This is a genomic window from Winogradskya humida (genome assembly GCF_016862215.1).
Taxonomy (GTDB): domain Bacteria; phylum Actinomycetota; class Actinomycetes; order Mycobacteriales; family Micromonosporaceae; genus Actinoplanes; species Actinoplanes humidus.
On record NZ_BOMN01000018.1, the window covers coordinates 1 to 12,500 of the forward strand.

A 12,500-nucleotide genomic window follows, 5' to 3' on the forward strand; every position below is an offset into this window, starting at 1 on the left:
GCCAATCCCGAGGACACCGGTGCCCACCACCCAGCCGGATTCAGCGAAGCCGGCGTAGAGAGCACAGCCGGCCCCAGCGAGGCCGGCGCCCACCCGGACCGGCCTCGGGCGGCGTAGGTCACCGCACCCGGATGATGCCCCACACCCCGTTCTCCACGGCCCAGCGGAACGCCCCCGAGCGGTAGGCATGGTCCCCGCGATGCCGCGCTTTCATCACCAGCGTCCGGGCAACCCCCGCGGTGAGCCCGGAGAACGACCCCTCGGCCAGACCCGGCGCGACCTCCCAGGCCATGCCGTGCACCGTGAACGTGTGGTTGCGGGGTTTGTCGCAAGCGCCCACCACCCGCAACCACAATGTCTGCCCCACCTCGGCATGCCAGATCGGAGTGGGCGGATCCTCACGGGACAGCACGTCACGCGGGTGGGCGAGCGCCGAGCCGTAACTGACGCCCTTCTGACCCGAGTCCTCCGGGTCGTCGTCCGGCACGATGTCGCGCACCGGAAGATCGGGGTTGCCTGCCACGAAGTGCCGCAGCCCGTCCTGCACCAGCAGCACCTGCTCGTTGGCGACCACCCGGCCGTGCCGGTCACGGAGCAGCGCGTTGCCGCCGGTCCAGCGTTCCAGCCCGGTGTGCGGGTCGGTCGGCGTCACGTCGCCCGGCTCGACGACGAGGGCACCGATCAGGCCGTGATGGCGGTGGTTGCGCACGTCGGCCATATCCTGCAGGTAGCAGACCTGCCCAGGGCCTTGCGTGTGCGACGCCGGCGCAAGCCCGTCATCCGCCCACCACCAGTAGGTCCGCCAGTTCTCCGCGCGATGATCGTGGCGCGCCGTCCGGTCGCGGAGGACGACCCGGCCCGGCGCCTCGGGGTCGGCGGGTTCGGCCCCGTGCTGCCCGTCGCCCGGCGGACGCGACGCCACCGTGCCGTCGTGGTTGTTCCCCACGAACGCACCGTCGTCGCTGACCACGTCGTACCGCAGCAACGCCGGATGCAACGAGACCCGGGGCGACACCGTCCGCTGCTGCTCGTCGAGCGGCAACCGCGGCGGCTCAGGCTCCACCCCGAAGTCGGGCAGCAGCGGCCCGTCCTCGCCGATCACCTCGTTGATCAGCGTCACCTTCACCCACTCACCCCGACGGGCCCGCAAGATCAAAGGCTCCTTCGTCACTCGTACGCCCACCGCGCGCCGGAACCCCTCCTCGTCGCTCTCCCACCCGTCGGCCTCCTCGTAGATGAGCCCCCACGGGTCGGTCAGGTGGCGCCCGTCGTACTCGTGCTCGACCCGCCGGGCCCGCACGACGTACTCGCGCACCCCGGCCCCGCCGGTCGGCCTGGCCGGCAGCGTGCCGTCCCGGGGCGTGCCCGGCAGCGGGGGCAGTTCGAGCAGGGTGGACGGGTGCGGAGTCAGCGCGCGGACCAGCCCCCAGCAGCCCAGCCACAGATCGTCCATGGCCGCGAAGTGCCACAGGTGATCGCCCATGCCGTAGTCGTCCAGCTCCAGCGTGAACGCCTCGGAGATCCCGATCGTCTGCTGGTTGACCAGCGCCGATCGCCCGTCGTGCCACTCGCGGCGCCAGCGCAGCCCGTGGGTGACGAAGCTGTGCTGTTCCTCGTGGGAGCCCTGGATGATCCGGATCCGGAGCCGCTCCCCCGCGTACGTACGGATCAGCTCTGTCTCCGGGTCCCCGGTCTCCGCAGCTGCTTCCACCTTCTCCCTGTCTTCTGCTGGGTCCTCGTCTGCTGGGTCCTTGTCTGCCGGGTCCCCTTCTGCCGGGTCCCCTTCTGCCGGGTCCCCTTCTGCCGGGTCTTCTTCCTCCTCCTCGTCCGGGAGGCCGGGAGTGCCGCTGCTGCTGAACCACTGAGAGGGGTCGTCCCCGCGGAACGTGAGCGGGCTGGACCGGAAGTTCACCGCCATCGTCCCGGGGTCGTCGTCGCCGCTGAGCTCGCCGGGCGGGTTGAGCGGCTCGCCGTGCTCGTCGACGAGCGGCACGAAATCCGCCACGGCCAGGCACGCCTCGCGGTAGGGCGCGATGCCGCTGTCCACCGGCGGCAGCACCACAGCCTGCGGCCCGGACCACGCGATCGTCTCCTGGTCGGGCAGCAGCCACCGCGACCCGTGCGGTTCGGCGATCAGGGCCGCGAACAGCCCGTGTTTCTGCCGGTAGTTGGCGAGCAGGTGGTCGTGGAAGAAGCACGGCCCGAACTCCTCGTCGACCACCCAGCGGTGCAGACCCGCGTTGACCGGCAGGTTCTCCGCGTCGTCGGGCACGGCGGCGACAGCCGCCCGGCAGCTCGCTCCGGACAGATAGTTGAAACCGGTCGACGAACCGTCCGCGGTGAGCACGTCGAACTTCACCAGGTGCACGTGCAGTCCGCATTCCACGGGCGGTGTCGGCAGGTCGAACGCGTCGGCGGGGATCGGCGTCAGGTCGTTGATCATCCGCAGCTCGACGACGTCACCGTGATTGGCGCGCGGATAGAACGCCTCGATCCGCTCCGCCGGCGGCTCCTGCTCCTCGCCGTCCACCGCCACCCGCACGATCTGGTAATGGTGACCGTTCGCGTCCTTCCACCCCCGGTTGTTGTAGCTCACCTCGTCGGCGCTGACCCGCACGTCATAGCTGATCACGCGGGGTGCGGGCAGCCCGGCGCGGGCATTCCAGACGGCGGCGTCACCGTCGAGGTCCACGAACAACGCACCCGGCCGCGGGTTCGCCACCACCCCCGGCGCGAACGCGGCCAGCTCCTTCGCCGAGTGCAACGGCATGCCCAGCAGACGCCGCCGGCCACCGAGGAATTCCGGGACGATCGCGGGCGGCGGCGGGGACTTGCGCGGGAACGTCGCGTCCATGAACCACGGGAAACCCGGGTGGAGATCATCGCGGGGGTCGGGCTCCCGGCCCGGCAGCGGCCTCAGCGGGTGCACAGGAGTCCCATCCGGGTACGCGGTGACGGCGATCCCGTCCACGAGCCGGTCGAAGCTGCGCCACAATCCCCACATCCCGTGGTGGAAGTGCGGGTACAGGTGACAGTGCCAGATCACGTCGCCCGGAGCATGCTGGCGGCTGCCCGAACCGTAGAGCGGATCGATCGTCACCCCGGTCTGCGGGCCGATCGTGATCGAATCCAGCAGTTGCGACCCCCGTGCCTCGCCGGGCTGCGCGCCGTCCCGCGGATCGGCCCGCCACTGGTGCACGTGCAGGTGGAACACGTGGGTCTCTTTCACCCCGGCGTGCACCAGCCGCACCCGGGCCGGATCACCCTTGTACGCCCGGAAGATCGGCGTCACCGGATCGTTGAACAGCCACGAGCTGTGGTGCTGCTCCTCCCCCGCGACGATCTCCAGGAACTCCCCGTCGTGCGTGCGCCCGATGTGGAACACCTCGGTCAGTTCCTCGTCGATCTCGATGCGCACCGCGGAGAAGTCGACCTCGCCCACGGGCGGGAGCGGCCGGTCGAGGGTCTGCTCGGCGTAGCGCCGCATCTTGTGCGGCAGCCGGTTGGGCATGGGCTCGGCCCGGTATGACAGAGGCATCACCGTGTGCTCGCCGACCAGGTGCTGGCCGCTGTGCACCTCGGGCTCGTCGTGGATGAACACGGTGAACTCGCGGTGGCTGTGCGGGTCGCCGTCGACGTGCAGGTCGATGTAGTCGTCGGTCACGACGTCGCCGGGCATGATGACGTCGACGTACGGCCCGTCGGCATAGTGCGTGCCGGTGAGCAGTTCGCCGGTCTCCGGGTCGGTCCACGTCGCCCCGGCAGGCTCGACGACGAACGCGCCGAACAGGCCGTGCATGTTCGTGCCCCGCTCGGTGCCGCGGACGTCACCGAGATCGTTGACCGGCCACACTCCCTCGCGGCTCGCGTGCCAGCGGTAGGTCCGGCGCTCGTCCGGGCGTACCGTCGAAGGGTTGTTGCGGCCCACGGCCGCGCCGTCGTTCTCCTGGACCGACCCGCTGAGGTCACCCTGCAGGTGCATGCCCACGGCCCGGTCCCGCACCTGGTTCTCGAAGCGCACGTCGACGTGCTGACCCAGCGACGCGCGGAGCACCAGCGGGCGCACCACCGGGATCGGCCGCAGCGGGTTGAACCTGTCGTACGCCGGCGTCCTCTCCGCGAGCCCGGCGATATCCTCCCGGTGATCGTTGAGCAGCAGCCGCCGCACCCGCTTCACGCTGAGGCCGCTCTCGTGCGCCAGCCGCTGAAACTCCACGTGGTCGCCGGCCTCCAGCTTCGCGAGACGCTCCCCGATCATGACCCGCGTGGTGGCGAGCGCGTCGCGGTACAGCTCGGCCCAGCTCGCCCGGACGGCCGGGTCGGGATCGATCCGGGTGATCAGACCACCGGTGAGCCGGTCGAGGGCGGCCCCGACCTCATCTGCCGTGGCCTGGAAATTCCGCGTAGCCGCCGGGGTCGCCGGAGACGGGCGCTCCAGCATCCGCTCATGGCGCCAGAGCCCATCGACGACGAGCTGCATCCACTGCGCACGCTCGTGCATCCTCGGCAGGAACCCGTCGTCGTCCTCCCACCGCTCCCGGGCGAACCGGAGCAGCGGCTCGTACGCGCGCAGCGTGAACAGAAGTCCGTCCCGGTCGTGATCGCCGTCGTTGGTGTAGACGATCGGGAATTGCATCGCTATGACGTCGTAGGTCAAATCAGACATGTCGATCTCCTGGTGTCCGGGACCACAGGTTCGTTTCGCCGCTGCCGTCGCGGCGTCTTGTTGTCAGATCACGCCTCTTTAAGATCACGCCTCTTTGAGATCGCGCCCCTTGAGATCGCGCCCCTTGAGATCGCGTCATCTCAGATCGCGTCATCTCAGATCGCGCCGAGTAGCAGGGAGGCGCCGATGATCAGGGCGGCCGCACCCGCCGGCCGGACCAGCACCCGGCCGTGGCGGGTCAGCCGCTCGGCGGCCATCACCGCGGCGAGCACGGCCATCGCCGCCAGCGAACCGGCGCCGGTCAGCAGACCGGTGGCCATCAGCAGCCAGCAGCACCCGACGCAGGACGCGGCATAGACGCCGGAGACGACCGCGGCCTCCTGCCATGCAGGGCGAACGCCGCGCCAATGCAGCATGGCGATCCCGCGGGGGCTGCGGCAGGCAGTCAGGCAACGGTCCTTCCAGGAACTGAACTGGTAGGCCCCGGCGAGCATCAGCGCAGCCCCCAGCGGGGCGTGCGGATGCTCCCAGATCCAGGTCCAGCTCTGCAGCCGGTCGCTGACAGCGAGGTTGAGCGACACCAGGACGGCCCCCGCGGCCGTCCAGACGCCGACGTACACGCTCATCGCGAGCCAGATCCCCTGGTTGAACCGGCGCAGCAGGTCGAACAGCGGCAGCGCGGTCGGCAGCATCATCGCCACGACCATCACCACCCAGCCGGTGAGGGTCGCCGCGTGGTGGTGGTGACCGCCCTGGTGCTGGGCGGCCATCACCACCCAGCCCGCCGCACCGAGAGCCACGACGCCCCCGGTGAGCGTGCGGCCGGCCGGGCTCCGCGTCGCTGTGATCGTCATTCCGGGACCCTCGTGCGGACCTGGGAATACTGGAAACGGCCGCGCATCGCCGAACGACCCCGGACATCGAGGTACGCGCCGGGCAGAGCCGGAACCCGCACGGCAAGGGCGTCGGTGCGGTGCGCCACCACTGCGCCGCTGCCCAGTTCCTTGCCGAGTGCGGTGTTGGTGAGGGTGAGCGGCTCGTCCTCGTCGAGGAAGAACGCCGCCGACCCCGTGACCTCGACCAGTCCCGTCCCCGTCACGGCCGGCTTCTGCGGCAGCCCGACGTAGATGTGCCAACCGGCGGCGTCGGCGGTGACCTCGATCCGGGCGCGGGCCGTGGTCAGGACCGCGCCGCTGACGTCGGCGAGGTCTGCCAGGGGCCCGTCGAGCCGCCCGCTGAACGCCTCGGTCAGAAGCGCGAACTGCTCGTCGGTCGCGGTCGCAGAGACGAAGATCGCCGTGCTCGTGGAGCCGGCCCGGCGCCCGCCGCTGTGGGTGGAGACACTGACGACGCTGAGGCCACCCACGCCGACGCCGTCGATCCGCGCACCGTCGTCGAGCTGCCACGCGAACAGGCCGGTGCAATGGTCCTCGTCGGGGGCGTCGTCGAGCCAGCAGGGACAGACCAGCGTGCAGTCGCAGGCCTCGGTGAAGACACCTGTCAGCGAATAAGTCATGAGCCCTGTCCCCTTCTCAATTCCGGATCGTGACGGGAGCGGTGACCTGGCCGCCGCGGCTGGAGGTGATCTCGACGCTCGCGCCGGCCGCCGGGGTCAGCCCGGCCTCACCGGGCACGACGGTGCGACGGATGTCCCACTCGTGCAGCGCGTCGACCGGACCGCTGCCGACCTCCACACCGTCGAGAGCGACCGTGACGCGGTCGGGCAGTGGCGCGGTGGCGGTGCCCTCGATGCGCCATCGCCCGGAGTTGGTCCGGAACTCGACGAGGGTGAGCTGCAGGGTGTCGGTCACCGGGACGGCGGGGTCGATCTGGATCGAGACGGCGTCGGTGTCGACCGCCCCCGCGTTCTGGACAGTGACCTCGAACTCGAAGGCCCCGGCGGCGGGCGCCTCGAAGGTGGCGCGGGCCGTCGCGGAATCGGTCAGCACGACCGGGGCCCCGTCGATCTGGGCCCAGGTGTAGGTGATCCCGGCGCCGGTGCTGGCGCTCGCGTCAAGCGTGACGATGTCGCCCGCTACGACGACACGGTCCTGACCGGCCGCGGCTCGCACCGGGTCGGGGGCCGAGGCGGGCCCGGAGACCAGCACGTGCCGGTTGTGCGAGCCGCCGTGCGAAGAAGTGACCTCCACGCTTGCCGGCGGCGCATCGAGCTCGAAGACCTGCTTGCCCGCGGTCAGCAGGCCGATGCCGGTCACCATGAGCGTGGGCGGGTCGTCCAGGTCACTGGACTGCGCCTCGACGGTGAGCTGGTTCTGCGCGGTGTCGTAGTCGGCGACGAGCACGGTGACCGCGTCGGAGACCGTCGGGGCGGCGATCGACGGCGGCAGGTCCGTGGCGTTGACCACCTCCACAATGGCCGGGACCGTCGTGACCTCCGCCCGCGTGTGGTAATCCGTGCCGGTGGTGGTCAACGTCGTGCCTGCCGCGAGCAGGGTCTGGCCGGGCTCGCTTCGCGCGAAGACGTCGATCACCACGCTGCCGGACGACCGGGTGTAGACGGCTCGGGCCGCCTCGACCCCGGCCAGGGTGGAGATGCGGCCCTGCACGGTGAAGAGATCGGTGAAAATCTTGTCGAGGTTGGCAGGGTCGGTGGGGTCGGGGGCCGCCCCGGCACCGCCGACCTGCGGGCCCTCGACGGTGAAGAAGTCGAAGCCGAGCGGGCTGCCGGCGATCGTGTGCCCGGTGACGCCGTCGCCGAGGTATCCCGGCGGCGCGTCGGCGCTCCACCGCAGGAAGGGCGCGACCTCGCCGTCGGCGACCAGCAGATCGAAAAGGCCGGCCCCGGCGCCGATGTCCTCGGTGACGAAGACCCGGCCGTTCTCGTCGGCCTGCAGCGGGTCGGTCCGGCCATAAGGATGAGTGAATGTGTACGCGGCGCCGGGAATGCCGCCGTCGAGGCGCACCCGGATGCGGGCGAAGACCTGCTGCTGCCCGTCCGCGACAGCGCCGGTGCCGGCGAACGCGGCCTCGAGCGCGAGCACCACCCGGGCACGGCCGGGACGGGGCTGGCCACCGACCGGCATCTCCGCCTCGGCGAGGAAGTAGAACGCCTCGTCGGGGAAGTTGCCGGGGAAGCTCACCGGCGCCAGCGGATCGGGCAGGTCGCCCATGGCCTGTGTGTTCGGGTCGCGCGGGTCGGTGGCGAGCTCGAGGCGCCGCCCGGCGCCGTCCTTGTACCAGCGGGGAAAGCCGTTCGCGGTGTCGATGGGTCCGCGTACGGCGAGGCGTTCAGGGTTGCGTTGCATACCGGTCCTCCCGTGTTTCGTCACCGGTGGGTGCGATGAGGTAGAGCAAGGGATCTTCGCCGCTGATACAGGTCGTCACCTGGATGACAGATCACCTGAACCGATGACCGAGCACTCGAACCGCTTGCTTGCGGCGCCACCATGATGCCATGATGGCGCCATGGACCTCAACCCCTACGTCGCCCGGCTCCGGGAAGAGCTCGCCAACGCCGCCGATCTGGGCGGACCCGACGCCCGGGCCCTCGCCGACCGACTCACCTCACCGTTGGAATCAGCGTTCCGTCTGGTCATCCTCGATGCCCTCGGGACCGCCGCCGACGAGATCACCCGCGACATCGCCCCCGGCTCGGTCGACGTGCGATGGCGCTCGGGTGATCCCGACTTCGTCGTCAACCTGCCGCTCCACGACACGCATGACCCCGCAATGGTGCCGGATGATGCCACGGTGGCGCCACCTGCGCCGGAGCCCGACGACGGGTCGGTCTCCCGGATCAACTTCCGCCTGTCCGAGCAGCTCAAGGGCCGCATCGAGGAGGCCGCCGCACGCGAGGGCCTCTCGGTCAACGCCTGGCTCGTGCGCACCGCCACCGCCGCCGTTCAGCAACCCTCCCGACCGCAGACCTCCCGTGCCCCCCTCTCCGGGCAGCGCATCACCGGCTGGGCCCGATGACCACCGCGAAAGGACCACTGATGCCTTCCTTCGACACCCCGCAGCCGATCCGCGCGACGCTTGAGATGTCCGTCGGCGACGTGCGGCTCGCCGCGAGCGACCGCCCCGACACCGTCGTCGACGTGCGCCCGAGCAACCCCGCCTCCGACCGTGACGTGCAGGCCGCCGAGCAGACCCGCGTCGAGTTCACCGATGGCCACCTGCTGATCCGCACCCCCAAACCCCGCGGCATCGGCATGCTGGGCGTGCTCGGCAAGCCGGGCTCGGTCGACATCGACATCGCCCTGCCCACTGGCTCCGGCATGCGCCTCACGTCCGCTCTCGGCGCGATCCACAGCACCGGCGAGCTCGGCACCACCTACATCAAGACCGCGGCCGGCGACGTGCGCCTGGAGCGCACCGGCACCCTCGATCTGACCACGGCCGCCGGTGAGGTCGTCGTGGACCGTGCGAACGGCGACGTCCGGATCACGACCGCCTCCGGCACCGTCGACGTGATCGAGATCCGGGGCAACGCGGTGGTCAAGAATTCCAACGGTGCCACCCGAATCAGCCGGGTCGCCGGAAACCTCCGGGTAGCCAACGCCAACGGCGACATCGTCGTCGGGTCGGCCGCCGCGGACGTGAACGCGTCGACCGCCAGCGGCAGCATCCGCGTCGACGAGGTCAGCCACGGCAGCGTCTCCGTCAAGACCGCCGCCGGCTCGTTACGGGTCGGGGTCGCCCGGGGCACGGCCGTCTACCTCGACCTCAACACCACTTTCGGCAAGGTCTCCAGCGAGCTGGCCGAGTCCGGCGCCCCCGAGCCCGGTGAGGGCCGCGTCGAGCTCAAGGCCCGCACGTCGTTCGGCAGCATCGAGGTCTTCCGCGCCACCGCGGCCACGGAGGCGGGGGCAGCATGATCAGCGCGACCGGCGTGCACAAGGCGTACGGCGGGACCATCGTCCTCGAGGGTGTGGACCTGGACGTGCCGGCCGGTGCGATCTTCGCTCTGCTCGGCCCCAACGGCGCCGGCAAGACCACCACGGTCAACATTCTGACCACCCTGATCCGCCCGGACGCGGGCTCGATCCGCATCGCCGGCGCCGACCCGCTCACCGACCCCGACGCCGTGCGGGCGGCGATCGGGGTGACGGGTCAGTTCGCCGCCGTCGACGCCCTGCTCACCGGCGAGGAAAATCTCATCCTCATCGCCGACCTGTTGCATCTCGGCCGCCGCCCGGGCCGCAGACGCGCCGCTGAGCTGCTCGAGCTGTTCGACCTGACCACCGCGGCCCGCCGCCCCGCCGCGACCTACTCCGGTGGCATGCGGCGGCGCCTCGACATCGCGATGGGCCTGGTCGCCACCCCGCGGGTCGTCTTCCTCGACGAGCCGACCACCGGCCTCGATCCCCGCGGCCGCCGCGCGATGTGGGAGACGATCCGCGGCCTGGCCGCCGGCGGGGTGACCATCTTCCTCACCACGCAGTACCTCGAGGAGGCCGACCACCTGGCGGACAAGATCGACCTGCTGCACCACGGCCGCATCGTCGCCTCGGGGACCCCTGCCGAGCTCAAACGTCTCGTCCCGGGCGGCCACGTCACCCTCACCTTCGCCGAGCCCGCTGGCACCGACACCGCAGCCCGCGCGCTCGGCCTGACCCCACCCGGCGACCGGACGACCCTCAACGTCCCCGGCGACGGCAGCGTCCCGTCGCTGCGGGCACTTCTGGCCACCCTCGATGCCGCCGGCGTGGAGCTCGAAGGCCTGTCCGTGCACACCCCTGACCTGGACGACGTCTTCCTGGCCCTCACGGCAACGGGAGCCCCGCGATGACAACCCTCGCCTACGCCGTGCGCGACTCGAACACCATGCTGCGCCGCAACCTCAGGCACACCCTGCGCTACCCACAGATGTCGGTCTTCCTCGCCGGCGCCCCGATCATCTTCCTGCTGCTGTTCGTCTACGTCTTCGGCGCCACACTCGGCGCCGGTCTCGGCGGCACGAGAGCCGACTACCTGGCGTTCGTGGTCCCCGGCATCCTCATGCTCACCATCGGCGGCGCCACCACGGGAACCTCGGTCTCGGTGGCCTCGGACATCACCGAAGGCATCGCCGCACGCTTCCGCACCATGCCGATCGCCCGGGTCTCGATCCTCACCGGCCACGTTCTCGGCAGCATCATCCAGACCTTCGCCAGCCTCGTGATCGTCCTGGCGGTCGCCCTCGCCATCGGCTACCGCCCCACCGCAAACCCAGCCGCCTGGCTCGGCGTCATCGCCGTCCTCGCCATGGTCTGCTTCGCCTTCACCTGGCTCGCCGTCGCCCTCGGCCTCTCCGCCAAAACAGTCGAAGAAGCCAGCAACACCCCCATGCCCCTGACCCTGCTCCCCTTCCTGGGCAGCGGCTTCGTCCCCACCGACACCATGCCCCCAGGCCTGCGCCAATTCGCCGAATACCAGCCCTTCACCCCCATCATGGAAACCGTCCGCTCCCTCCTCACCGGCCACTCCCCCGGCACCCACCTCCTGACAGCCACAGCCTGGTGCGCGGCCTTGGCCCTCATCGGCTACCTCTGGTCCCGCTACCGCTACAACCGCCTCTGACACCCCCACCCGACGCTGCCCCCGCTGGCAGCAGGCCGCAGGCAGCAGGCCGCAGGCAGCAGGCCGCAGGCAGCAGGCCGCAGGCCGCAGGCCGCAGGCCGCAGGCAGCAGGCCGCAGGCAGCCGCAGGCAGCAGGCAGCCGCAAACCATTGACAACTAAAGAGAGAAGAGGACAGGGTCCGAGCACGGGGTGCCCGCTCCGCCACGAGAAAGAGGCAGCGGCCTCAACGGGCGAACAAGGATCGCACCGCCTCAGCCAGCCGGACCAGCAACGGCCCGGCATCACCGCCACCGCCACCGCCACCGCCACCGCCACCGCCACCGCCACCGCCACCCTCGATGGTCCAGCTGAGGATGTCGCCCGGGGTGATGGTCAGCGAGCGGCGGAGGTGGTGGGGCAGCCGGAGGCCGTCGAGTTCGGCGAGTTGTACCGCGTCGTGCAGGTCTTTCGCCGCGGAGGAGCCATTTGCGGCCTGGTCCGCGTGGAGCCAGTGCAGTTTCCAGGCCAGTGACAACTCACGGCTTGCGGTCCACAGGGCGACAGGCGGACGGCCGTCTGCGCGGGGAACGGCCGTGAGCACCGGGGGTTCGGGCAGGCGTTCGTCGTAGGCGAAGTCGACCTGGACGCTGCCCGATTCGCCGGAGCGCGACTGCCAGGGGATGTGGATCCGCACGCCTGAGCCTTCGGCGTACTCGGTGTAGCCCCAGCTTGCGTCGCGTTCGACCTTGTCGGGGTGGAGCCGCACCCCGTCGCCGGTCTCGGGCCGGGCCGTCAGTTCCTCGAGCAGGGCGCTGTGCGGCCAGCTGAGTTCGTATCCGTCGACGTCGGTGTCGGAGATCCAGCGCAGGCCTTCCGGTGGCACCCGCGGATGGTGCCCTCCGGTGTCGAGGTCCTCGCACTCCCAGATCTCGGAGCGGACGCCGTGCGCCACCTCGGGCCAGTGGCGCACCGGATCCAGCTTGGACACATAGGGGTAGGGGTCGATGTCGTCACGCGGCACGAACTCCATCGGCCGGACCATCCAATCGATGTCGCCCGGCGGCCGCGCCCGGTCCCCCACCCACGCCGGCATGGTCATGCTGCCCCGGAGCACCAGCACCCCGGCCAGCCACGACCCGTCCACCACCGCCAGGACGTGATCGAGCGCGGCCCGCTGCCCCGGAGTTGTCCCACCCACGGGCCGAGAGGCTACCGCCGGGGTACGACAGAAAGCCTCGGGCCTTGCAGAAACCCGAGCGGGGCAGTTGACCCTGCGCGAGAGAAACCGGGCGCAAGAAGCCGGACGCGAAGCCGGGCGCACGAAGCCGGACG

General features: G+C 70.8%; 9 protein-coding genes. 4 read left to right on the top strand and 5 right to left on the bottom strand.

Annotated elements, in window-relative coordinates; translation table 11 throughout:
* Positions 1 to 118 precede the first annotated feature (118 nt).
* The 4 genes from Ahu01nite_RS07070 to Ahu01nite_RS07085 all read right to left on the bottom strand — a co-directional run bounded on the left by Ahu01nite_RS07070 (position 119) and on the right by Ahu01nite_RS07085 (position 7,932).
* Positions 119 to 4,666 carry a multicopper oxidase domain-containing protein gene (locus Ahu01nite_RS07070; protein ID WP_203835602.1) on the bottom strand — a complete coding sequence of 1,516 codons (4,548 nt, stop codon included), beginning with the start codon at positions 4,664 to 4,666 and terminating at the stop codon, positions 119 to 121.
* A 155-nt stretch (positions 4,667 to 4,821) separates the two neighbouring features.
* Positions 4,822 to 5,520, bottom strand: coding sequence for a DUF2182 domain-containing protein (locus tag Ahu01nite_RS07075; RefSeq protein ID WP_203835603.1), 699 nt, complete (start codon positions 5,518 to 5,520; stop codon positions 4,822 to 4,824).
* Complete coding sequence (locus Ahu01nite_RS07080; protein ID WP_203835604.1) at positions 5,517 to 6,182, bottom strand: DUF1326 domain-containing protein; 666 nt, start codon at positions 6,180 to 6,182, stop codon at positions 5,517 to 5,519. Before Ahu01nite_RS07080 ends, Ahu01nite_RS07075 begins: the two co-directional genes overlap by 4 nt.
* A gap of 16 nt (positions 6,183 to 6,198) precedes the next feature.
* The gene (locus Ahu01nite_RS07085; RefSeq protein WP_203835605.1) at positions 6,199 to 7,932 is read right to left on the bottom strand and encodes a PKD domain-containing protein; all 1,734 of its coding nucleotides are present in this window, start codon (positions 7,930 to 7,932) and stop codon (positions 6,199 to 6,201) included.
* A 160-nt stretch (positions 7,933 to 8,092) separates the two neighbouring features.
* Between Ahu01nite_RS07085 and Ahu01nite_RS07090 the strand changes: the two genes are divergently transcribed.
* Genes Ahu01nite_RS07090 through Ahu01nite_RS07105 form a run of 4 tightly spaced genes read left to right on the top strand, consistent with a single transcriptional unit; the run spans position 8,093 to position 11,188 of the window.
* Complete coding sequence (locus tag Ahu01nite_RS07090; protein WP_203835606.1) at positions 8,093 to 8,602, top strand: toxin-antitoxin system HicB family antitoxin; 510 nt, start codon at positions 8,093 to 8,095, stop codon at positions 8,600 to 8,602.
* A 20-nt stretch (positions 8,603 to 8,622) separates the two neighbouring features.
* Positions 8,623 to 9,504, top strand: coding sequence for a DUF4097 family beta strand repeat-containing protein (locus Ahu01nite_RS07095; protein ID WP_203835607.1), 882 nt, complete (start codon positions 8,623 to 8,625; stop codon positions 9,502 to 9,504).
* Positions 9,501 to 10,418: an ATP-binding cassette domain-containing protein gene (locus Ahu01nite_RS07100; RefSeq protein ID WP_203835608.1), complete on the top strand. Its 918-nt coding sequence runs from the start codon at positions 9,501 to 9,503 to the stop codon at positions 10,416 to 10,418. Before Ahu01nite_RS07095 ends, Ahu01nite_RS07100 begins: the two co-directional genes overlap by 4 nt.
* Positions 10,415 to 11,188, top strand: a complete 774-nt coding sequence (locus Ahu01nite_RS07105; protein ID WP_203835609.1) for an ABC transporter permease — start codon at positions 10,415 to 10,417, stop codon at positions 11,186 to 11,188. The genes Ahu01nite_RS07100 and Ahu01nite_RS07105 overlap by 4 nt, the downstream gene beginning before the upstream one ends.
* Before the next feature lie 224 nt (positions 11,189 to 11,412).
* Here the strand turns inward: Ahu01nite_RS07105 and Ahu01nite_RS07110 are convergent, their stop codons facing one another.
* A complete protein-coding gene (locus Ahu01nite_RS07110) occupies positions 11,413 to 12,366 on the bottom strand; it encodes a nucleotidyl transferase AbiEii/AbiGii toxin family protein (protein WP_203835610.1) in 954 nt (317 codons plus the stop codon).
* Between the last annotated feature and the right edge of the window lie 134 nt (positions 12,367 to 12,500).